Raw genomic sequence first — 22,153 nt, 5'->3', positions numbered from 1 at the left:
GATGTTCGACAGCCTGAAGGAGAAGCTCGGCAGTTTCCGCGAGGACGTCGAGGAGACCGCCGAGGAGAAGGCCGCCGAGGAGGAGGCCGCGACCGAGGCTCCCGAGGGCGAGACTGCGGAGGCCGCGGCGGCGGAGCCGGTCGGAGAGGCCGACGCCGCCGAGCCCGAGGCAGTGGACACGTCGGGCGACGAGGCCGTCGACCCCGAGGCTGCGGACACGTCGGGCGACGAGGCCGCCGAGCCCGAAGCGGGCGAGACGTCCACGGGCCTCGGCGCGAAGGTGAAGGCCGCGGCGACGGGCAAGTTCGTCATCGAGGAGGAGGACCTGGAGGAGCCGCTCTGGGACCTCAAGATGGCGCTGCTCGAGTCCGACGTCGAGATGAGCGTCGCCGAGGAGATCCTCGACCGCGTCGAGGAGGAGCTCGTCGGCGAGCGCCGGAAGTTCACCGAGTCGACCGGGAGCATCGTCGAGGACGCGCTGCGCGAGGCGCTCCTGGACGTCATCTCGGTCGGCCAGTTCGACTTCGACCAGCGCATCGCGGATGCGGACAAACCGCTGGTCATCATCTTCACCGGCGTCAACGGCGTCGGGAAGACGACGAGCATCGCGAAGATGTCCCGCTACCTCGCGGAACGGGGCTACTCGTCGGTGCTCGCGAACGGGGACACCTACCGTGCCGGCGCGAACGAGCAGATCGGCGAGCACGCGGCGGCGCTCGACCGGAAGCTCATCTCGCACCAGCAGGGCGGTGACCCGGCGGCGGTCATCTACGACGCCGTCGAGTACGCCGAGGCGAACGACGTGGACGTGGTGCTGGGCGACACGGCGGGTCGGCTGCACACGAACGAGGGGTTGATGGACCAGCTCGAGAAGATCGGGCGGGTCGTCGGCCCCGACATGACGCTGTTCGTCGACGAGGCCGTCGCCGGGCAGGACGCGGTCCGCCGCGCCGAGCAGTTCGACGAGGCCGTCAGCATCGACGGCTCCATCCTGACGAAAGCAGACGCCGACTCCAACGGCGGCGCGGCCATCTCGGTCGCCCACGTCACGGGCAAGCCCATCCTGTTCCTCGGGGTCGGGCAGGGCTACGACCACCTCGAACGGTTCGACCCGGAGGTCGTCGTGGCGCGGCTGCTCGGCGACGACGAGTAGCGACTCCCCGTTTCTGCGGTCGGCTCGCGCGAAAGAGAGATGTATCGCCAGGATGCCATCGGGATGATGGAAGTGGGGTGGGATGACAGCTGGCGACAGGCTGCACACGACGGTACGACGACCGGGGTTAAAAGCGGTCCCAGAAGCCAGTTTCGGTAGTCAAATCGAGGGGTTGGTTGCGATTCGTGGCCGCACGGACGGGGTCGTCCTTCCGGAGTCGACGAGAAAAGGCCTTTAGGCGGGAGCCACGTACGGGTATCCAATAATGGTACTCGACGACTTGGGGAGCTCTCTCCGAGGCACCCTCGACAAACTCCGCGGGAAGTCGCGCATCTCCGAGGAGGACGTCGAGGAGGTCGTCAAGGAGATCCAGCGGTCGCTGCTGCAGGCGGACGTGGACGTCTCCCTCGTGATGGAACTGTCGGACAACATCAAACAGCGCGCGCTGGAGGAGGAGCCGCCGTCGGGCACACCGGCGCGTGACTTCGTCCTCCGCATCGTCTACGAGGAGCTGGTCGACCTCATCGGGGACTCGACGGAGCTCCCGCTGGAGGAGCAGACCATCATGCTCGCCGGCCTGCAGGGGTCGGGGAAGACGACCTCCGCGGCGAAGATGGCGTGGTGGTTCTCGAAGAAGGGCCTCCGCCCGGCGGTCATCCAGACGGACACGTTCCGCCCGGGTGCGTACGACCAGGCCAAGCAGATGGCCGAGCGCGCCGAGGTCGAGTTCTACGGCGACCCCGACAACGACGACCCGGTCGACATCGCCCGGAAGGGGCTGGAGGCGACCGAGGACGCCGACGTCCACATCGTCGACACGGCCGGTCGCCACGCGCTGGAGGACGACCTCATCGACGAGATCGAGGAGATCGAGCGCGTCGTCGACCCGGACGTCTCGCTGCTGGTGCTCGACGCGGCAATCGGCCAGGGCGCGAAGGAGCAGGCCCAGCAGTTCGACGAGTCCGTCGGCATCGGCGGCGTCGTCATCACGAAGCTCGACGGGACCGCGAAGGGTGGCGGTGCGCTGACCGCCGTCAACGAGACGGACTCCTCCATCGCCTTCCTCGGCACCGGCGAGGAGGTCCAGGACATCGAGCGCTTCGAGCCGGAGGGGTTCATCTCCCGCCTGCTCGGCATGGGCGACCTGGGCTCGCTCGTCGAGCGGGTCGAGCGCGCGATGGAGGAGACCCAGGAGGAAGAGGAGGACTGGGACCCCGAGGACATGCTCCAGGGCCAGTTCACGCTGAAGGACATGAAGAAGCAGATGGACGCGATGAACCGCATGGGCCCGCTCGACCAGGTGATGGACATGATCCCGGGCTTCGGCGGCGGCGGGCTGAAGGACCAGCTACCCGACGACGCGATGGACGTCACCCAGGAGCGCATGCGCAGCTTCGAGGTCATCATGGACTCGATGACCGACGACGAGATGGAGAACCCGCGCTCGGTCGGCCAGTCGCAGGTCGAACGCATCGCCCGCGGCTCCGGCCAGCCCGAGGAGAAGATCCGCGAGCTGCTCCAGCAGCACAAGATGATGGAGCAGACCCTGAAGCAGTTCCAGGGCGGCATGGACGGCGACATGCAGCGCATGATGAAGAAGATGCAACAGCAGGGCGGCGGCGGTGGCGGCATGGGCGGGATGGGCGGTGGCGGCGGGCCGTTCGGGTAGTCGAGCGTTCGGGTTTTCAGTCGTCGTAGTACGTTCCACCTGGGTACCGTCGGGACGATTTCAACGGACAGCGTCGGCCCGTCGCCGGTGTCGATACGTGATCTCCCAGCGTGACTCTCGCTTGGGGTGGACGCTAGCCGTTCACAACTGTGGATTGGTACCACCTTTCGTTACAATCTTATTACAATTGCGGTGTGTTAGCTCACGTGTATGGTGGCAGATGCACTCGGCACGGCGATGCGGGACTTCCAGCGCGGCGAGCTCGGCGACTGTCGGTACGTCGACGGCGAGGACCGGATGGACGGCCACATCGCGGAGAACTACTTCGGCAGGTACGAGGAGTGGGATGATACACAGCGCGCGCGACTGGCCGAACTCGACGGCCCGGTGCTCGACCTCGGTTGCGGCGCGGGCCAGCACGTCCGCTTCTTCGAGGACAGGGGTACCGAGGTGCTCGGAGTCGACGTGAGCCCCGGCGCGATCGAGGCGGCCCGCGAGCGCGGCGTCGAGAACGTCGCCGTCGCGGACATGTTCGACCTGCCGTTCGAGCGCGACCGGTTCCGGTCGGTGCTGCTGAACGGCACGCAGGCCGGGCTCGCACAGTCGACGGCGGGCGTGCGGTCGCTGCTCTCGGACCTCGCGCACGTCACCGATGCCGGGGCCACCGCGCAGGTGGACAACTACGACCCGGAACTGGTCGACGACCTGTTCGGCTACCGGCCCGACCCCCGTGACGGGTTCGCCCACCGCACCTTCCACTTCGAGTACGAGCCGCGCGACGGCGACCAGATTCTCGGCCGGGCGCTGCACTTCCTGCTGTTCTCGCCGGACCGGCTGCGGGACATCTGCGTCGGCACGCCGTGGTCCGTGGTCGACGTGGAGCACCACCACGAGGTGTACTACGAGGCGCGGCTCGCGAAGTGAGCCGGCCGGAAACAGTTAACACGACACCCGGTCACTCCCCGACATGGTACTCGTACTCTCGGACGACGAGGTCGCGACGCTGGTCGACCTGCCGTCGCTCGCGCCCGTCGTGGAGGACGCGCTCGTGAAGCAGGGCCGTGGCGAGGTCGAACGGCCGGCCCGCCCGCACTACGACGTGGGGACCGGGCTCGACGGGCCGGAGCCGCTGGGGATGGGACTGGCGATGCCGGCGTACGTCCACGGCGAGCCGTACTTCGCGACGAAGCTGGTGGGCGTCCACGAGGGCAACGCCGAGCGCGGCCTACCGACCATCCACGCGCAGGTCGTGCTCGCCGACGCGCGGACCGGCGAACCCGTCTCGTTCATGAACGGCGGGCGCATCACGAACGCCCGGACGGGCTGCATCGGCGGACTGGCGGCGCGCGAGCTGGCGGCGGCAGAGCCGCTCCGCGTGGGCGTGCTCGGCGCGGGCACGCAGGCGCGCTGGCAGACCCGCGCCATCGCGGCGCTCTGTGCGGTCGACTCGGTCAGCATCTACTCGCCGAGCGACTCGCGCCACGACTGCGCGGCCGACCTCCGCGGGCACGGCATCCCCGCCGAAGCCGTCGATTCGGCCGAGGCTGCGGTCGAGAACTCGAACGTGGTCGTGACGGCGACGACCAGCACCGAGCCGGTGTTCCCCGCCGACGCGCTCTCGCCTGGCACGCTCGTCATCGCGGTCGGCGCGTACACCGCCGAGATGCAGGAGCTCGAACCCGGAGTGTTCGACCGCGCCGCTCGCGTGTTCGCGGACGTGCCCGAGGAGGTCGCGGAGATCGGCGACCTGCTGGCGACCGACCTCTCTGCCGAGGACCTCATCCCGCTGTCGGCGGTGTTCGAGGGCGAGGCTGGGCGGGAGTCCGCCGAGGAGATTCTGGTGGTCGAGAGCGTCGGGACGGCAGTCCTCGACGTGGCGGCGGCTGCGGCGGTGTACGAGTCGGCGACCGAGGAGGGAGTCGGGACCGAGCAGTCGTTCTGACCGTCAGCCGCCGAGGAACTGCCGTCTGACCTCGTCGTCGTCGAGCAGGTCGTCGCCCGGTCCCTCGTAGCGGTTCTCGCCCTGTGCGAGCACGTAGCCGCGGTCGCAGCGCCGGAGCGCCTCCTTCGCGTTCTGCTCGACCATCAGGACGGAGGTGCCGGCGGCGTTCACCTCGTCGATGCGGTCGAACATCTCGTCGACGAGGTCGGGCGCGAGGCCGGCGGAGGGCTCGTCGAGCAACAGCAGGTCGGGGTCGAGCATGAGCGCCGCGCCCATCGCGAGCATCTGCTGCTGGCCGCCCGAGAGCGTCCCGGCGTTCTGGTCGCCGCGCTCCTCCAGCACGGGGAACCGGTCGAACACCGCCCGTCTACGCGCCTCGGGCACGTCGTCGAGGATGTACGCGCCGATGCGGAGGTTCTCCTCGACGGTGAGCGACGGGAAGATGTTCTCCGTCTGGGGGACGTAGCTCATCCCGACCGTGATGACCTCCTCCGGCGGGAAATCGGTGATGTCGATGCCGTCGAACGTTATCTGTCCACCCATCCGGTCCGCGAGGCCGAACACGGACTTCATCAGGGTGGACTTCCCGGCCCCGTTCGGGCCGACGATGGCGACGTACTCGCCCTCGGCGACGTGCATGTCCACGTCGGAGAGCACCTGCAGGTCGCCGTAGCCCGCGTCGAGGTCGGTCACGTCGAGCAGGTGGTCGTCTCGCGTACTGCGGGTGTTGTCCGGCGTGTCGTCGTCGAGCGTCGTTGCGTCGTTCATGATCCAAGGTAGGCGTCGATGACGCGTTCGTCGTTCAGTACGACCTCGGGCTCGCCCTCGACCAGCAGGCTGCCCTGCTGGAGCACGACGAGCCGATCGACGAGCTCGGTCAGCGTCTCCAGTTCGTGTTCGATGACGACGAGGGTCATCCCGTCGTCGTTCAGGCCGCGGATGTGGTCGGCGATCTCGTTCGTGAGCGTCGGGTTCACGCCGGCGAACGGCTCGTCGAGCAGGAGCAGGTCGGGCTCCAGCATCAGCACGCGGGCGAGTTCGAGCAGCTTGCGCTGGCCGCCCGAGAGGCTGCTCGCGTACTCGTCGGCGAGCCGTGTGAGCTCGAACAGCTCGATGAGCTCGTCGGCGCGCTCGGCGACCTCGGCCTCGGTCTCCTGCATCGTGCTGGTGCGCAGCAGCGCCGAGACCGGCTGTTCGCCGGGCTGGCCGGGCGCGGCGAGCCGGACGTTCTCCCGCACCGTCATCGTGTCGAGCTGACGGGTGTGCTGGAACGTCCGGACCAGCCCGTCGCGGGCGAGCGTCGCGGTGTCCACGCCGGTCACGTCGGCGCCGTCGAAGCGGACGGTGCCGCCGTCGGGCTGGACGACGCCGCTCACGCAGTTGAAGAAGGTGGACTTGCCCGCGCCGTTGGGGCCCATCACGCCGACGAGTTCGCCCTCGTCGACCGAGAGCGAGAGGTCGTCGATGGCCAGCAGGCCACCGAACCGCTTGACGAGCCCGTCGACGTCGAGCAGGCTCACGAGTCCACCTCCAGCTCGCGTTCGTCGCCCCAGATGCCGGCGGGCCGGAACCTGATGACGAAGATGAGGATGAGCCCGACAACGATGAGCCGGATCGAGGCGAACTCGCCGGCGGTGACGGGCGCGGAGTTCTGGGCGAACCGCGACAGCAGCCGCAGGCCCATGATGATGCCGAGCCCGCCGAGCACCGCGCGGTGGTTCGATGCGCCGCCGAGCAGCATGCCGATCCAGACGGTCACCGTCACCTGCAGCTCGAAGAAGTCCGGCGAGATGGCGCCGTTGTACATCGCGAAGATGGCCCCCGCGAAGCCGGCGAGGGCGGCACCGTAGACGAACGACTCCATCTTGTAGCGGAACGTCGGCTTGCCGACGGCCCGGGTCACCAGCTCGTCGGCGCGGATGGCGCGCAGCACCCGGCCGTACGGGGCCTCGGTGAGGCGCGCGACGATGGCGAACGTCAGCGCGGTGAGGCCGCCGAACACCAGCAGCGTGGCGACCAGTGTCGCGTCGCGGGTGCCGGCGATGTCGCCCAGCGGCGTCGGCACGCCGAAGATGCCGGTCGTCCCGCCGAAGATGTCGGTGAAGTTGATGAACAGGGTGTGGAATATCTCGGCGGTGGCGAGCGTCGCGATGGCGAGGAAGTCCCCGCGCAGCCGCAGCGACGTGGCCCCGACGAGCGCGCCGAGCAGACCGGCGACGAGGACGGCGGCGACGAGCCCGAGCGGCCACGGGTAGCCGAGCGCCATGCCCTCGAACGAGTCCACCGCGGTGAGCATCGCCATGGTGTACGCGCCGGCCGCGAAGAACACGACGTGGCCGAAGTTGACGAGCCCGGTGTGGCCGTACTGGAGGTCGAGCCCCAGCACGAGGATGCCGTAGACGACGAACAGGATGCCGACCTCGAAGAACACGTAGAGGTCGCCGGGAATCGTCGCCGTGACGGGCGTGAACGCGATGGCGAGGCCGAGCAGGACGGCGAGGACGCTGAGAACCAGCGCGGTGTCGGAGTCGCGGTCCGGAAGGGAGTCGCGGACGCTCACGCCTCACGCACCTCCGCACCGGCGATGCCGCTGGGTTTGACGAGGAGGACGACGACGAGGATGGCGAAGGCGATGGCCGAGGAGATGCCCGTCATCGACGAGGGCAGGAACGCCGTCGAGAGCGCGAGCGCGACGCCGATGACGTACGCGCCGGCGATCGCCCCGTACGGGCTGCCCGCGCCGCCGAGGATGGCGGCCGACAGGATCTGGAGGATCTGGCTGAACCCGGTCGAGACGCTGACGTTCGTCTGGATGCCCAGCAGCACGCCCGACAGCCCGGCGAGCATCCCGGCGAGCACCCAGACGCTGTTGCGGATGAACTGGGTGTCGATGCCGCGGACGCGGGCGAGCGCCTCGTCGTCGCTCATCGCCCGCATGGCGATGCCCACGTCGGTCCGGGTCAGGACGGTGTGGAGGACGACGAACACGCCGAGCGCACAGCCGACGACGACGAGCTGCTGGGAGGTCACGAAGAACCCCCCGAGCAGGTCGACGGGACCGACGGCGAGGTCGGGCACGTTCTGGAACTGCCACGTCGTCGTCTCGGTGTCGTAGTACCGGGCGCTACGGCCCGCGAAGAGCCGGATGGCGTTGCGGAGCACGAGCCCGAGCCCGATGGACGTGAGCAGCATCGGGATGGGGCCGGTGTGGTTGATCGGCGTGAAGAACAGCTTCGCGAGCAGGATGCTCGCGACGCCCCCACCGACCATCGCCACGAGCACCGCCACGGGCAACGGCAGGGGAAGCGCCCCGCCCGCGAGCAGGCCGATGAACGCCCCGATGGTGAGGTACTCGCCGTACGCGAAGTTGATCATGTTCACGATGCCGTAGATGAGCGTGAACCCGATGGCCGCGATGGCGATGTACGAGCCCGTGACGAGCCCGAAGATGAGGTTCTGTGCGAGCCCCATCTATCAGTACTCGCCCTCCGGCACGAACTCCCTGAGGTCCTCCGCCGGGATGGTCTCCACCTGGGTGAACGCCCCGTTCTGGACCTCGTTGATGACGACCGAGCCGACGACGTTGCCGAACTGGGTGAACGTCACGGGCGTCGCGGCACCCATGTACTTGATCTCGTCGCCGTTGTCCAGCGCCTCCTTCCCCTCGGCGAAGCTGGCGACCTCGGTGCCCGGGCCGCGCGAGACGGGGCCGAGGTTCTGCTCGATGGCCTCCGGCGTCGCCTCGCCGGCGCGCTCGATGGCGAGTGCGGTGACCATCGTGGCGTCCCACGCCGGCGGCGTCCAGGCGTTGATATCGGCGTCGCCCTCCGCGCTGTTGTATGCGCTCTCGAAGGTGCCGTAGTTCGGCCCGGACTCGCCGGGACTGGCAGCCCACGCGCCGTTCAGGTCGCTGCCGACCTGGGTGGCGAGCTCGTTCTGCGAGAGGGGGTCCGAGAGGACCGGCTGGCGGCCGTAGCCGCCGTCGGACCAGTCGCTCATGAGCGTGATGGCGTCCTCCAGCGGGAGGCTCACCGCGAACGCGCTGAACTCTGCCTGGAACAGCCGGTCGAGCGCGGACTGGTAGTTCGACTCGCCCTGGGCCACCTCGACCTGTTCGGCGACGGTCCCGCCGTTGGCCTCGTAGGCGCTCCGGAAGCCGTTCACCCAGCTGCGGGCCCCGGAGGTGGTGCCGTTGATGATGCCGATGGTGTCGTGCCCGTCTTCGAGCGCACGCAGCGCAGCACCGGCGGTGTGGACGGTGTCGCTGATGACGGTCCGCCAGATCCACTCGTCGTCGCTCACGTCCTCCGGCGTGCCGTGGTCGCCGCCACGGGTGTCGAGGAAGTTCGAGCCCGGCCACGGCGTGACCACCGGGGTCTCCTGCTCCTGCAGGAACTCGTACAGCGGCTCGAGCTCGCTGGAGAACAGCCCCAGCAGCGCCACGGCGTCCTCGTTCTCCGTGAGCTGCGTGACGACGGTGCGTGCCTGCTGTGGGTTCACCGAGGTGTCCGAGCGCTCGAGGTCGAGCTCGCGGCCGAGCGGGCCGCCGGCGTCGTTGATGCGCTGGATGGCTACGTCGGTCGCCTTCGAGACGCCCGGCTGCAGGAAGTCCCACTGGCCGGTCTGGGCCGCTGGCTGTCCGACCGTGATGGCACCACCACCACCGCCGCCGCCGAGCCCCAGGCACCCGGCGGTCGCTGCGATGCTACCCGCGCCGCTGATCTTGAGGAACGTTCGCCGGTCGACCACCCTGTCGCTGTTTCCAACCATGAGCCAAGGTAACACTCATCGTTAAAATAGTTTACTCGGGTTTCTCCCCGACGGCTATCACTTTCGACGTCTCACCGACCCTCCCGGGTCGGCAACGCGCCGCCACCGGACCATGGACTGTCAGGCAAGATTCAGCTGCTCCACGATGGCGTCGAGCTTCTCGTGGTGGGCGGCCTCGTGCGGTGCGGTCAGCGGCGAGATGCTCACCTCGCCGTCGACGACGGCGCGGCGGTCGCTCCCGACGGGGTAGCGGTCCCGCACGGTCTCGGCGTCCGCCAGCGGGTTCTCCCAGTTCTCGACGTGCGGCCAGAACTTGTCGTTGAGCGCGACGAGCTCGTCGTCCGGCTCGACGTCGATGGGCAGGTCCTCGACCTCGGCCTCCGCGACGCTCCGGTGCTCGACGCGCACGTCGAAGTCGTCGTGCGGGTGGGTCACCCGGAGCCGCGGGTCGGTCGCGTCACACGGCGCGTTCACGTTCAGGATGTCGACGGCGTCGAACACCTCGGCGTCGAGCGCCGCCCGCGTGAGCTCGCCGGCGATACGGGTCGGCTCGGAGAAGTCGAACTCCTCGGCGGGGTGGGTGAAGAACTCGACGTTGTGGTACGCGGAGACGGCGACAGCGGGCGTCCCGAGGTAGGCCGCCTCGACTGCAGCGCCGACGGTGCCCGAGCGCCCGAGCACGTACGAGCCCATGTTCGGCCCGTGGTTGCAGCCCGAGACCACGAGGTCGAACTCGCGGTCCAGCCCCCGGAGGGCGTAGGCAACGCAGTCCGCCGGCGTCCCCGCGATGGCGTAGCCCCACTCGTGGGATTCGCGGGTGGTGTACCGCGAGCGCTTGCGGCCCACGCCGGACTGGTTGTCGGCGGGCGCGACGACCGTCACGTCGCCGATGTCGAGGAGTTCGTCGCGGAGGGCGGCCAGCCCGTCGCCGTCGATACCGTCGTCGTTCGTCAGGAGGATGTCGGTCACGTTGTCGGAGCGTTCGTGTTCGACGAGGTAAGTCTTCCCGGAGTCCGTTTCTGAATGGAGTGTTCGGTTTCGGTTCATGGGGTAACGGAGGATTTCGGACCGCTGGGGAGTCTCTTTCAGCCGTGGGACTCGCTTGAACCATCAACAGGCAGAAAGCCCCGAGCGTCTCGACTCGGAGGACTCGTTGCGCTCCTCGTTCCTGCGGTGCTTACTTCGTCCACCGTCGTCGAGACGCTCGCCCCTTTCAGTCCCACCCGCCGCACAGCACCGCAACCGCCCTCGAACCTCCCCAGCCTCCTGCGATGCTCGCTGGCGCTGCGCTTCTCGTCCCTCGCGCGGATGACTCGCGGCCTCGCTGCGCTCGGCACGCTCGCCAGCCGCGCGCCACCTGGTCAGTCCGGCAGTCGCGGCGTGGTCTTTTATCACCCTCGCACGTGTGCCGACCCACATGAGCATCCGCGCCGTCGCACGCGAGGCCTACCGCGAGGCGCTGCCCGCGCTGGGGGCGAGCGTCGTCGGGGGGCTGTTCGCGGGCCTCGTTCTGGGCGGGATGCGCTCGGAGCTCCAGCAGGTGCCCGGACTGCTGGTGCTCGTCCCGGCGCTGCTGGCGACGCGCGGGAACGTCTACGGCTCGCTGGGTGCGCGGCTCGCGACCGGGCTCCACCAGGGGCTGCTCGAACCCCGCATCGACCTGGGGAACGAACGGCTCCGGGGGGCCATCGCGGCGGCCATCACGAACGGGCTGTTCGTGAGCCTGTTCGCGGCGACGGCGGCGTACGTCCTGCTCGGACTGCTCGGGGAGGCGGCCGCGCCGCTGTCGACGCTCGTCGCGGTGTCGCTGCTCGCGGGGCTCCTCTCGGGTATCACGCTCACGGTCGCGGTCGTCTCGGTCGTCTTCGTCGGCTTCCGCCGGGGGCAGAACCCGGACACGCTCGTCGGCCCCATCGTCACGACGACGGGCGACGTGTTCGGGATGGCCTTTCTCCTGCTCGCGGCGCGCACCGTGCTGTTCTTCGGGGGTATCTGAGTGCCCGAGCACTGGTCGGTCCGGTCGATCTCGCGGGCGATGCTCCCGCTGCTGCTCGCGCTCTCGCTGGTCGAGCTCGGCTCGGGGCTGGTGCTCGGGAGCTTCGAGGAGGAGCTGCTGGCGCGGCCGTCGCTTTTGGTGCTCGTGCCGGTGACCATCGGGACGGCGGGCAACCTCGGCTCCATCCTCGCGGCGCGGCTCTCGACGGCGGTCCACCTCGGCACCGTCTCCTTCTCCCCCGAGGACGACACGCTCGTCGGCAACGCGCTCGCGACGGCCGGGCTCGCCGTCTCGGTGTTCCCGGTGGTCGGGTTCGGCGCGTGGGCGCTGACCGAGCTGACCGTGGGGGCGACGCTTTCCCCCGGACAGGTCGTCCTCGTGGCGGCGTTCTCCGGGGCCGTGCTGGCGGTGCTCGCCATCGCGGTGACGCTGGTGACGACGTACGCCGCCTACCGGCTCGGGCTCGACCCCGACGACGTGGTCATCCCGGTCGTGACGAACACCTGCGACGTGCTCGGCGTGCTGGTCCTGTTCGCCGCCGTGATTCTGCTGCTGTAGGCCAGAAGCGTCAAGTTCGGGGCTCCGGTAGCACAGGCAGACATGGACAGACGCGTCTTCATCAGGGCACTCGCGGTCGCTGGGGCGACGGCGGTCGCCGGCTGTTCGGAGGCACCGGGTGGCACAGCCGGCGGTGACGACGGCGACGACGGTGGCTCGACCGATGACGACGGCGGCTCGGGCGGCGGCGACGGCGGCAGCGGCGGGTCGGACGACGATGGTTCGGACGGCGACGGGTCGAGCGACGAGACCGGCGAGCACATCCGTGCGGCGGTCGGGATGCTCAACCGCGTCGGCTACCGGCTCTCCGAGCTCCAGTCCCAGCTGGAGGAGGAACCGACCTCGGTCGAGGTCGACACCGAGGAGACGCTCGCGGCGATCGACGCGGCCCGGTCGGACCTCGACGCGGCGGCCGAGGGCGCGAGCGCCGACCAGCAGGCGACTATCGAGACGCTCAGGGCGCTGGCGACGGTGCTGGAGTCGATGACGCGGCTGGTCGACCTGCTCTCGACCGTGGACGTCGACGGCCGGCTGAACGAGGTGCAGACCACGGTCGAGGCGGGCAACTACGACGAGGCGCTCGCGCAGGTCCGCGAGGCGAAGGCGCGGGCGGAGGAGGCCGACGCCCACGTGACGGCGGCGGAGGAGGCCGCTGCCGAGATCGAGCCGGCACGGCTGGAGGCGGTCGACGCCGTCAGCTACGACGAGCTGGAGCCGTCGCTGACCGCGGCCAGCCGGCTGGTCGACGCACTGCTCGCGATGACCGAGGGGTACGAGGCCATCCTGCTCGGGCGCGAGGACCTGGTGACCGCACAGGAGGCCCTCGACGACCGGGAGTACGACGTGGCCGAGGCCGCGCTGTCCGACGCCGAGGCGCAGTTCACCGCCGCCGACGAGGCGTTCGCCGGCATCGAGAACGCGCCGTCGAGCATCGCCACGCACCTCGACCGCTCGCGCTGTCAGAGCGAGCACCTCGTCGCGGCGACCGAGCACTTCCGGCAGGCGGCCGCGGCCGCCCGTGACGGCGACGCCGCAACCGCACGCGAGCAGCGCGACGCCGCCGAGGCCGACCTCCAGCGCGTCGACGAGTGCTGAGGGAATCGAGCAAGACCTAACCCGGCCCGTTCCCAAGCCGGAACCGATGAGTGAGGCCGAACTCGCCGACGACAACCCGTACGTCGAGGACCCGGAGACGACGTTCGAGCCGGTCGCAGCGCTGACCGAGGAGGCGGCCCGCGAGCAGGCCGACCTGCTCCGCGAGGCGGTCCGGTACCACGACTACCGCTACTACGTCGAGCACGACCCGGTCATCGGCGACCGCACGTACGACGCGCTGTTCTCGCGGCTGGAGGCGCTCGAAGACGCGTTCGACCTGCAGACTGAGGACTCTCCGACCCGCCGGGTCGGCGGCCAGCCCGTCGAGTCGTTCGAGACGGTCGAGCACGTCGCGCCGCTGCTGTCCATCGACCAGTCCGGCGACGCCGCGGACGTGCGCGAGTTCGACCGTCGGGTCCGGGCGGCGGTCGGCGACGTGGAGTACGTCTGCGAGCCGAAGTTCGACGGCGTCAGCATCGAGGTCATCTACCGCGACGGCCGCTACGAGCGCGCGGCGACCCGTGGTGACGGCCACGAAGGCGACGACGTGACCGAGAACGTCCGCACGATTCCGGCGGTGCCCCAGCGACTGCGGGGCGACCATCCGGAGTATCTCGCTGTCCGCGGCGAGGTGTACATGCCGAAGGACGCGTTCACCGCCCACAACAAGGAGCGCGTCGAGGCGGGCGAGGAACCGTTCGCCAACCCGCGGAACGCGACGGCGGGGACGCTCCGCCAGCAGGACCCGGCCATCGTCGCGGAACGGCCGCTCTCCGTCTTCTTCTTCGACGTGCTCGACTCCAGCCGGGAGTGGGAGACACACAGCGACGCACTCGCGGCGTTCCCCGGCTTCGGCCTGCCGCTGAACGACCGCGTCGAGACGGGCTGTGACATCGGGGCCGCCATCGACTACCGCGACCGGCTGCTCGACGAGCGCGACGACCTCGACTACGAGATCGACGGCGTGGTCGTCAAGGTCGACGACCGCGCCGCCCGCGAGGAGCTGGGGGCGACCGCCCGCTCGTACCGGTGGGCGTTCGCCTACAAGTTCCCCGCCCGGAACGAGGAGACCCGTCTCGCCGACGTCGCGGTGCAGGTCGGCCGCACCGGCCGGCTGACGCCCGTTGCGCTGCTCGACCCGGTCGACGTGGGCGGCGTCACCGTCTCGCGGGCGAGCCTGCACAACCCCGACGAGATCGAGAGCCTGAACGTCGACGTCGGGGACGTGGTGCGCGTCGAGCGCGCCGGCGACGTGATCCCGTACGTCGCGGCGGTCGTCGAGAAGCGCAGCGAGGGTCACTTCGAGCTACCCGACACGTGCCCGGTCTGTGACAGCCAGGTCGAGCGCGAGGGGCCCCTCGCCTTCTGTTCCGGCGGTCTGGGCTGTCCCGCCCAGCTCAAACGCTCGGTCGAGCACTGGGCCAGCGACACCGGGCTCGACGTCGAGGGCCTCGGCGCGGAGACCGTCGAGCAGTTCGTCGAGGCCGGCCTCGTCACCGACGGCGTCGCCGACCTCTACGACATCGAGCGCACGGACCTCCTCGAACTGGAGGGCTGGGGCGAGACGAGCGCCGACAACCTTCTGTCGGAACTCGACGCCTCGAAGCAGCCCGAACTCCCCGACTTCCTCGCCGCGCTGGGGGTCCAGAAGGTCGGCCCCGAGACGGCCCGCGCGCTCGCCGCCGAGTTCGGCAGCCTCGATGCGCTCCGCGAGACCGCGGAAGCCGGCGACGAGGAGCGCCTGCGCGCCATCGACGACGTGGGCCCCATCGTCGCCGAGACCATCGTCGACTTCTTCCGGAGCGAGGCGAACCAGCGCGTCCTCGACCGTCTCGCCGAGGCGGGCGTCGAACCCCACCCCTACGAGGACGAGGGCGCGGCCGAGCTCGACGGGCTGACGTTCGTCTTCACCGGGTCACTCTCCGAGTCCCGCAGCGAGTTCCAGGCGCTCGTCGAGCGCCACGGCGGGTCGGCCACCTCGTCGGTGTCGGGCAACACTGACTACCTGGTCGTCGGCGAGAACCCCGGCCAGTCGAAGCGGGACGACGCCGACGCGAACGACGTGCCGACGGTCGACGAGGGCGAGTTCCGCGAGGTCTTGCGGGACCACGGTGTCGACGACTGGGTCGGCGAGTGACCGGCCGCCCTACGCGATGTCGTAGCGGTCCCGGAGGAACGCGCGGTGGCGCGTCTCGGCTGCTGCCTGTGCGTCCGAGCCGTCCGCGAACCAGAACGGGACGCCCTCCATGCCGGCGAGCCTGGTGACCAGCCGGTAGGCGTGTTGGCGCGCCCGGAACGCCGCGTCGCGGTCCACTCCTGTCTCGGCGGCGTACGCCCCGTAGAGCGTCTCCAGGAGCGTCGCCTGTCGGTCGGCGGGGACGTCCTCCCAGCCGAAGAGGAAGTCCGCGGTCTTCGCGAGGTCGAACTCGCCGTGGGCGGTGTACGTGTTCCCCCAGTCGATGACGGCCCGCGTGACCGCGTCATCGGGCGGCGCATCGGGGTCGACGAGCAGGTTTCCGAGCCGGTAGTCGGTGTGGGCCGGTGCGGGCCGGACGTCCCGGGGGACCGCGTCGGCGAGCCGGTCGAGTTCGCGCCGACAGGCCGGGAGCAGGTCGTCGAACGGGCCGTCCGACATCCGGTCGAGCTTCCCGTGGGCGAGCTCGTGGAACCACTCGCGCCAGTCCGGTCGGGGCTCGTCGACACGGAGCGCGCCCGACCCGTCGACGCCCACCCGGCCGAAGCCGTCGAAGTGGCTGATGCCGTGGAGCTGGCCGAGGTTGTGCCCCGCCTCGCGGACGAGCCGTTCGTGGCCGTCGTCCGGGAACTCACTCGCGCGGTTCTCCCAGTTCTCGCCGTCGACGTGGGCCATGACGAACCAGGGGCCGTCGATGGGGCCGTCCTCGCCGACGTGGTGGACCGTCGGCACGGGAACGTCGGTCTCGCGGTCGACCAGCGCGGCGAGGCGTGGCTCCGGCCGGAACCGCTCCGGGTCGACGAGCTCCGGTGCCTTCAGCACCACCCGGCGGTCGTCGGTCAGCGTCGCGACGGCGATGCGGTCGCTGCCTTCCTCGGCGTGGCTGTACGACCGAACGGTGGCGTCGCAGGCCAGTGCGACCGCCCGGTCGACCTGCTCGTCGGTGAACGGCTCGGTGTCGAACACGTTCCGACGGACGGCGTCGGGCCGAAAAAGGGTTCAGGTGGCGTGGGGGGCGTTCACAGGTCGGCAGCGTCGAACCGCCAGTAGCCGACGACCAGCGGCACGACCAGCCAGACCCCGAGGACGACGAAGCCGAGCCAGTCCTGGAGCAGGAACGAGCTGCTGTCGATACTGACGGAGGCTGACTTCGGGAGGACGGCGTTCCGGGCGACGTTGTACGCTGCGGTGGGGGCGAGCCGGGTGACGACGTAGAACCACTCGGGGTACTCCGCCGGCGACACGGGGATGGGCTGGTCGGTGACGTAGTAGTAGCCGAACACCGTGACGGTCGGCACGAGCTCCCAGAGCACCTCGAGGACGACGAAGATGGAGATGGCACCGGCGGTCGCCTGCGTGGTCGTGTTGGCCATCGCGGAGACGCCGACGACGATGCTGACGTACACCAGCGCGTAGAGCACGGTCAGCAACGCGAAGATCGCGTACTCCGTGACGACGACGTTCACGCCGAGGGCGAACGCGACGAGGAGCGCGACGGCGAAGCCCAGCAGGACGGGGGCAGCGAGGACGGCGGTGCGGCCGACGACCTTCCCGAGGAGCACGTCCAGCCGGGAGTGGGGCAGGCCGAGCAGGAGCTTCAGCTGCCCGGACTCGCGCTCGCCGGCGATGGCCTTGTAGCTCACGACGAGCGCGGTGGCGGAGATGAACAGCGTGGTCGCGCCGGCCATGAACAGGTAGAGGTTGAAGCTCACGCCCTGCTGGGCGGCTGCCGCGGCCTCGTCCCCGGAGAGTAGCCCCTCGAACGCGGAGAACGCCCAGACCATCGCGGAGATGAACAGGACGTACAGCCCGGAGAGGATCCAGAGCACCTTCGACCGGCTGGCGTCCTGGAAGTCCTTCTTCGCGACGAGTGCGAAACTCACGCGAACCACCCCCCGGCGGCGAGCGTGAGGTCGTCGGGCGACGGGAGTCGTCCGACGGAACTCATGCGCTCACCTCCGTGTACTGCATGAACAGGTCCTCCAGCGAGGTCTCCTCGGTGGAGAAGTCGACGACCTCGTGGCCGGCGGACTCGATGGCGTCGAGGACGTCCATCTTCACGTTGCCCTCACAGGAGATGGTGAGCGTCGTGCCGTCGGCGGCGATGCTCTGGACGCCGGCGACCGCCTCGGCGGCGGTGATAGCCGACTCGCTCGCCGGGGTCGAGAGCGTCACGGTCAGCGTCTCGCCAGCGGCGGTGGCGTCGCGGAGGTTGTCGATGGTGTCGACGGCGACGAGCTCGCCCTCGCTGAGGATGCCGACGCGGTCGGCGACCGCCTCGACCTGCTCGAGGATGTGTGACGAGAAGAACACGGTCGCGCCGCGGTCGACCTCGGTCTCGATGATGCGGCGCATCTCGCGCGCGCCGGCGGGGTCCAGCCCCGTCGTCGGCTCGTCGAGCACGAGCAGCTCCGGTTCGCCGGCGAGCGCCATCGCGAGGACCAGCCGCTGGGTCATCCCCTTGGAGTAGCCCCCGGCCTTGCGGTCGGCGGCGTCGGCGATGTCGACCCGTTCGAGGAGGTGCATCGGGTCGTCGTCGCCGCCCTTGGAGTCGATGGCGAACTGGACGTGCTGGCGGCCCGTCAGCCGGTCGTAGACGTGGTAGCCGTCGGGGAGGATGCCGACCCGGCTCCGGACGGCCTCCGGTCGCTGCTGTGGGTCGATGCCGAGCACCCGGCACGAGCCGCTGGTCGGGCGGACGAAGTCGAGCAGGATGTCGATGGTGGTGGACTTGCCGGCCCCGTTCGGGCCCAAGAATCCGAACACCTCCCCCTCCTCGACGGTCATGGTGAGCTCGTCGAGTGCGGTGACCTCGTCGAACCGCTTGGTGACGTCGTCGAGTTCGATGGCGGCCATGTGTGTGCCACGCTACGACCAGGCATCAGATAAAAGGGGTCGGCGATTTATCGACCCGGAAAACCGGCTTCCGTCCCCGCCACGGCCCGTGTTCCCTCGCTCAGAGGTCGGCCCGGCTGAACCGGAACGCGCCGATGGCGAGCGGGACGACCAGCCAGAGCGCCAGCCAGACGAAGCCGAACCAGGGCTCGAGGTAGACCGCCTCGGCGGTGCCGCCGATGACCTCGCCGGTCGTGCTCGCCCCGTCGAGGACGGTCGCGAGGGCGGACTGGTAGGCCGCACTGGGCGAGAGGCTCACGATGCCGAAGTACCAGGTCGGATAGTCGGCCATGGTGGTCGGGAGCGCGAAGCCGTTGGCGACGTACACCGCGGCGGTGGCGACCGCACCCCAGAGCAGCTCGACGACGACGAACGTGCCGAACGCGAGGGCGGCTGCCTTCCCGCTGGTGGAGACGCTGGCCGAGATGCCGACCATGAGGCTCACGTACACCAGCGCGAACAGCAGGGTCACGCCGACGAACAGCGCGTAGTCGACCAGCGAGTACGCGTCGTACAGGGCCACGATGACCCCGAGGGCGACGGCGAACCCGAGGACGATGGAGACCGCGAGCGTCGCGGTGCGCCCGACGACCTTGCCGAGCACCACGTCCAGCCGGGAGTGGGGCAGGCCGAGCAGGAGCTTCACGCTGCCCGAATCACGCTCGCCCGCGATGGCCTTGTAGGCCAGCACGAGCGCCGCGATGGAGACGAACAGCGTCGCCGACGAGGCGAGGAAGTCGTACAGCCCGAGCGCGGTGAGCTGCGGGTCGTCCGCGCCGAGGCTGCTGATCTCCGTGTACACCCACGCCATGCCGGCCGCGAACAGGACGAACAGCCCCGTCAGCAGCCAGAGCGACCGCGAGAGGCGGGCGTCCTGGAAGTCCTTCCGTGCGACGGCGGACCAGCTCATCGCTCCACCTCCATCGCCGCGTCGGCGGCCGGGTCGTCGGTCGTGTCGTCCGCCCCGACGGTCGGCCCGTCGGCGTCGCCGGTGTACCGGAGGAACAGGTCCTCCAGCGAGGTGCGTTCGGTCGCGAAGTCCGAGACGCCGAGACCGGACGCCTCGATGGCGTCGAGCACGGCGGTCTTGGCGCTCGACGCGCAGTGGACCGTGATGGTGGTGCCGGCCACACCGACGGAGTTGATGCCCGGGAGCGCCTCGATGGCGTCGAGCGTCTCCGTGGTCGGCTCGGCGTCGACGGTCACCGTCAGCGTCGCGCCGTCGCCCATGCTCGCGCGCAGGTTGTCGATGGTGTCGACGGCGACGAGCTCGCCCCGGTTGAGGATGGCGACGCGGTCACAGACCGCCTCGACCTGTTCGAGGATGTGCGACGAGAAGAACACCGTCGCGCCCCGGGCGACCTCTTCGCGGATGATCTCGCGCATCTCGCGCGCCCCGGCGGGGTCGAGGCCGGTGGTGGGCTCGTCGAGCACGAGGAGGTCGGGTTCGCCGGCGAGCGCCATCGCCAGCACCAGCCGCTGGGTCATCCCCTTGGAGTAGCCCCCGGCCTTGCGGTCGGCGGCGTCGGCGATGCCGACGCGCTCGAGCAGTTCGATGGGGTCGTCGTCGCCACCCTTCGAGTCGATGGCGAACTGGACGTGCTGGCGGCCGGTGAGTCGGTCGTAGATGTCGTAGCCGTCCGGGAGGATGCCGACACGCCTTCGGAGCGTGACGCTGTCGGCCTGGGGGTCCATGCCCAGCACGCGGATCTCGCCGGCTGTGGGCCGGACGAAGTCGAGCAGCATGTCGATGGTGGTGGACTTGCCGGCCCCGTTCGGGCCTAAAAATCCGAACACCTCGCCCTCCTCGACGGCGAGGTCGACGTTTCGCAGCGCGGTGACGTCACCGAACTGCTTGGTCACGTTGGTAAGTTCGATTACAGAAGCCATAACAGATATACGCTTTTCGGCTACTTATAGATACTCTGATGGGTAGTAGCATGGCTCTATGTGGCTCTACGGGGGCGAATATAGTCGAAGACCATTGCTTGTATTCGATTTCGTATCTGTTGGGTTGTTCCTCCCGGCGCCCTGATGGACTGGCGCCTCAGATCTCCTCGTCCGGCTCGTACGACGCCGCCGTCCGCTTGGCCTCCTTCGCGTAGCGCTCGCGCGTCTCCTCGTCGGGCGTCTCCTCCAGCTCGGCCGCCGGGAACGCAGCCCCTGCGGTGACGGGCGACCGGCGCACCGCGTGCTCCGAGCGCTCCTGCTGGCGGTACAGTGCGCCGTCCTCGGTCGCGTAGATCACTGTCACGAGGTTCCGGTCGCCGAACGAGCGCTCCACGAGCCAGCACTGCACGGTGTCGGTCATTGAACCGGGCTTCGGGTGGGAGGGGTTTGTCGGTGTCGGTGCCCGGGAGTATCCGTCGCTTCTACTGTGAGTATCGGCCGCGCTTCTCGTCCCTCGCCCGATCGCGGCGAGCGGCCTTCGGTTCGCCCGCCAGCGTGAGAGCAAGCTCTCAGTGTCCATCGGAAGCGCGCCGCGATTCCGAGACGGCCGCGCGCCACAGCATTGAATCGGTTTCCCTCACCGCTCCGGGTGCGTCTCGGCGTCGAACCCGCCCCTGACGAGCGGTTTGGCGACGTGCCGGCGGGCACACGGTGGCACCTCGTACCAGCCCGGTTCGAGGTCGCGCTCGACGGTGGTCTCGACCTTGCCCTCGGTGCTGGTGCCACAGTCCCGGCAGCGGTAACCCTGGTTCCGCCCCGCGGACTTCATGGTCCGGCCGCAGTCTGGACAGGTCGGCGTCACGCGTTCCGTGGTTTGTAGCTCGCGCACGGCGAACTTCTCCAGTTTGAGGGTGCCGTCGTCCATCTCACCGCAGACGGTGAGGCGGTCGCCCGGGTGGAGCGCGCGGACGCGGTCCCGGAACCGTTTGGTGGGTTCGAAGGCGGCACAGTCCATGCGTGGGCCGTCCTCGTCGCCGAACTCGACGAAGACGTGGCCCCCCTCGCGCGTCTCCGGCTCCGCGAGGACCTGCCCGTCGACCCGCCACCCCCGCTTCGGGTCGAGCGCACCGAGGTCCCCGTCGGCGAGGTGGGCGTCGGTGCCCTGGTTGGTGACGAACAGCCGCGAGTCGTGGACGGGTTCGCTTCGAATCTCGCCGGCGAGCGCGCGGACCGAATCGGGGTCGTCGCCCCGGATGCCGTGGAGAATCGGGCAGGGAGTGTGGGGCACGCAGACGGCCTCGCCCTCGACGCGGTCGACGGTGTCCCAGGCGTCGGGGTAGTGGCGGTCCGCGGCGGCGAAGAGGGAGTCCAGGTCAACCTCGCGCTCGGTGCCCCAGCGGTCGGGCTCGCGGTAGCTGATCTGCTCGTACGTCCAGTCGTCGAAGGCGGCCCACGCGCCGACTGCGGCGAGTGCGCCGACGGTCCCGCGGGCGTTGCCGTGGCCGCCGTGGCGGTAGCCGGACTCGTCGGCGAGGACGCGGGCGTCGTCGATGGCGTGGATCTCGCGGAGGGCGTCGCGGGCGAAGGCGGCGACGGCGTCCGGCACGGCGTCCGGAGCGCCGGGTGCGACGACGAACCCGGGGTTCGTGTTCGGGTCGTCCGTCTCTGCTGCGGCGAGCTCCTCGCGGGCGATGGACTCGGCAGTCTCGGGTGCGACGTCGCAGTGGACCGCGAGCGCGGCGTTGCCCCGCGTCTTGTGCTCGACGGCGGGGTTGAGACGGACGAGCAGTACGCGGTCGACCCGGCCGCCAGCTGCTTCGACCCGGTCGGCGACGCCGCTGGCGACGTACGTCGTGCACATCCCGAACTCGCGGGAGTCGGTGTCGTCCAGCCCGATGACCGTCATCGGGGGTTCGTAGCGGCGGCGGCGGGTAATCGCTTTCGGGACCGGGTCGCGGGCCCGCGGGCGCGGCGGACCTCGTATTTGTACC

Annotated in this window: 21 protein-coding genes; 8 read left to right on the top strand and 13 right to left on the bottom strand. The window is 69.8% G+C overall.

The window, feature by feature from the left end; genetic code table 11:
- Position 1: 1 nt before the first annotated feature.
- The 4 genes from ftsY (at position 2) to NOW55_RS15045 (ending at position 4,764) form a co-directional block, all read left to right on the top strand.
- Positions 2 to 1,153 (top strand): signal recognition particle-docking protein FtsY, encoded by a 1,152-nt coding sequence (gene ftsY, locus NOW55_RS15060; RefSeq protein ID WP_256400936.1) that lies wholly within the window; start codon positions 2 to 4, stop codon positions 1,151 to 1,153.
- Between the two features lie 265 nt (positions 1,154 to 1,418).
- On the top strand, positions 1,419 to 2,822 hold the full coding sequence (locus tag NOW55_RS15055; RefSeq protein ID WP_256400935.1) for a signal recognition particle protein Srp54: 1,404 nt from the start codon (positions 1,419 to 1,421) through the stop codon (positions 2,820 to 2,822).
- 210 nt (positions 2,823 to 3,032) lie between these two features.
- The gene (locus NOW55_RS15050) at positions 3,033 to 3,746 is read left to right on the top strand and encodes a class I SAM-dependent methyltransferase (RefSeq protein WP_256400934.1); all 714 of its coding nucleotides are present in this window, start codon (positions 3,033 to 3,035) and stop codon (positions 3,744 to 3,746) included.
- Between the two features lie 43 nt (positions 3,747 to 3,789).
- A complete protein-coding gene (locus tag NOW55_RS15045) occupies positions 3,790 to 4,764 on the top strand; it encodes an ornithine cyclodeaminase family protein (RefSeq protein ID WP_256400933.1) in 975 nt (324 codons plus the stop codon).
- Positions 4,765 to 4,767: 3 nt separating this feature from the next.
- Here the strand turns inward: NOW55_RS15045 and NOW55_RS15040 are convergent, their stop codons facing one another.
- The 6 genes from NOW55_RS15040 to surE form a co-directional block, all read right to left on the bottom strand.
- Entirely contained in the window at positions 4,768 to 5,535 is a 768-nt protein-coding gene (locus NOW55_RS15040) for an ABC transporter ATP-binding protein (protein ID WP_390293597.1), read from the bottom strand.
- On the bottom strand, positions 5,529 to 6,284 hold the full coding sequence (locus NOW55_RS15035; protein ID WP_256400931.1) for an ABC transporter ATP-binding protein: 756 nt from the start codon (positions 6,282 to 6,284) through the stop codon (positions 5,529 to 5,531). Before NOW55_RS15035 ends, NOW55_RS15040 begins: the two co-directional genes overlap by 7 nt.
- Positions 6,281 to 7,324: a branched-chain amino acid ABC transporter permease gene (locus tag NOW55_RS15030; RefSeq protein WP_256400930.1), complete on the bottom strand. Its 1,044-nt coding sequence runs from the start codon at positions 7,322 to 7,324 to the stop codon at positions 6,281 to 6,283. Before NOW55_RS15030 ends, NOW55_RS15035 begins: the two co-directional genes overlap by 4 nt.
- Positions 7,321 to 8,235: a branched-chain amino acid ABC transporter permease gene (locus NOW55_RS15025; RefSeq protein WP_256400929.1), complete on the bottom strand. Its 915-nt coding sequence runs from the start codon at positions 8,233 to 8,235 to the stop codon at positions 7,321 to 7,323. Before NOW55_RS15025 ends, NOW55_RS15030 begins: the two co-directional genes overlap by 4 nt.
- A gap of 3 nt (positions 8,236 to 8,238) precedes the next feature.
- Entirely contained in the window at positions 8,239 to 9,534 is a 1,296-nt protein-coding gene (locus tag NOW55_RS15020) for an ABC transporter substrate-binding protein (protein WP_256400928.1), read from the bottom strand.
- Positions 9,535 to 9,654: 120 nt separating this feature from the next.
- Positions 9,655 to 10,503, bottom strand: a complete 849-nt coding sequence (surE, locus tag NOW55_RS15015) for a 5'/3'-nucleotidase SurE (protein ID WP_256400927.1) — start codon at positions 10,501 to 10,503, stop codon at positions 9,655 to 9,657.
- Between the two features lie 448 nt (positions 10,504 to 10,951).
- On the opposite strand from surE, the gene NOW55_RS15010 reads away from it, so the two are divergent.
- From NOW55_RS15010 to ligA, 4 genes are read left to right on the top strand one after another with little or no spacing between them, the layout of a single operon-like run.
- Complete coding sequence (locus NOW55_RS15010) at positions 10,952 to 11,530, top strand: magnesium transporter (RefSeq protein WP_256400926.1); 579 nt, start codon at positions 10,952 to 10,954, stop codon at positions 11,528 to 11,530.
- Positions 11,531 to 12,088 carry a magnesium transporter gene (locus tag NOW55_RS15005; protein ID WP_256400925.1) on the top strand — a complete coding sequence of 186 codons (558 nt, stop codon included), beginning with the start codon at positions 11,531 to 11,533 and terminating at the stop codon, positions 12,086 to 12,088.
- 42 nt (positions 12,089 to 12,130) lie between these two features.
- Positions 12,131 to 13,183 carry a hypothetical protein gene (locus NOW55_RS15000; RefSeq protein WP_256400924.1) on the top strand — a complete coding sequence of 351 codons (1,053 nt, stop codon included), beginning with the start codon at positions 12,131 to 12,133 and terminating at the stop codon, positions 13,181 to 13,183.
- A 46-nt stretch (positions 13,184 to 13,229) separates the two neighbouring features.
- On the top strand, positions 13,230 to 15,320 hold the full coding sequence (gene ligA, locus NOW55_RS14995) for an NAD-dependent DNA ligase LigA (RefSeq protein WP_256400923.1): 2,091 nt from the start codon (positions 13,230 to 13,232) through the stop codon (positions 15,318 to 15,320).
- Between the two features lie 9 nt (positions 15,321 to 15,329).
- Here the strand turns inward: ligA and NOW55_RS14990 are convergent, their stop codons facing one another.
- The 7 genes from NOW55_RS14990 to NOW55_RS14960 all read right to left on the bottom strand — a co-directional run bounded on the left by NOW55_RS14990 (position 15,330) and on the right by NOW55_RS14960 (position 22,068).
- A complete protein-coding gene (locus NOW55_RS14990) occupies positions 15,330 to 16,343 on the bottom strand; it encodes a phosphotransferase family protein (RefSeq protein ID WP_256400922.1) in 1,014 nt (337 codons plus the stop codon).
- Between the two features lie 53 nt (positions 16,344 to 16,396).
- Positions 16,397 to 17,260 (bottom strand): ABC transporter permease, encoded by an 864-nt coding sequence (locus tag NOW55_RS14985; protein ID WP_256400921.1) that lies wholly within the window; start codon positions 17,258 to 17,260, stop codon positions 16,397 to 16,399.
- 61 nt (positions 17,261 to 17,321) lie between these two features.
- Positions 17,322 to 18,233 carry an ABC transporter ATP-binding protein gene (locus NOW55_RS14980; protein ID WP_256400920.1) on the bottom strand — a complete coding sequence of 304 codons (912 nt, stop codon included), beginning with the start codon at positions 18,231 to 18,233 and terminating at the stop codon, positions 17,322 to 17,324.
- A gap of 100 nt (positions 18,234 to 18,333) precedes the next feature.
- On the bottom strand, positions 18,334 to 19,182 hold the full coding sequence (locus NOW55_RS14975; RefSeq protein WP_256400919.1) for an ABC transporter permease subunit: 849 nt from the start codon (positions 19,180 to 19,182) through the stop codon (positions 18,334 to 18,336).
- Positions 19,179 to 20,162 carry an ABC transporter ATP-binding protein gene (locus tag NOW55_RS14970; protein ID WP_256400918.1) on the bottom strand — a complete coding sequence of 328 codons (984 nt, stop codon included), beginning with the start codon at positions 20,160 to 20,162 and terminating at the stop codon, positions 19,179 to 19,181. The genes NOW55_RS14975 and NOW55_RS14970 overlap by 4 nt, the downstream gene beginning before the upstream one ends.
- A gap of 157 nt (positions 20,163 to 20,319) precedes the next feature.
- Complete coding sequence (locus NOW55_RS14965; RefSeq protein WP_256400917.1) at positions 20,320 to 20,583, bottom strand: DUF7967 family protein; 264 nt, start codon at positions 20,581 to 20,583, stop codon at positions 20,320 to 20,322.
- Between the two features lie 216 nt (positions 20,584 to 20,799).
- Positions 20,800 to 22,068: a tRNA(Ile)(2)-agmatinylcytidine synthase gene (locus NOW55_RS14960; protein ID WP_256400916.1), complete on the bottom strand. Its 1,269-nt coding sequence runs from the start codon at positions 22,066 to 22,068 to the stop codon at positions 20,800 to 20,802.
- Between the last annotated feature and the right edge of the window lie 85 nt (positions 22,069 to 22,153).

Origin of the sequence: Haloarchaeobius litoreus, assembly GCF_024495425.1 — an archaeon.
Taxonomy (GTDB): domain Archaea; phylum Halobacteriota; class Halobacteria; order Halobacteriales; family Natrialbaceae; genus Haloarchaeobius; species Haloarchaeobius litoreus.
Note: the sequence above shows the minus strand (reverse complement) of the source record. Positions and strands in the feature narration are given on the sequence as shown.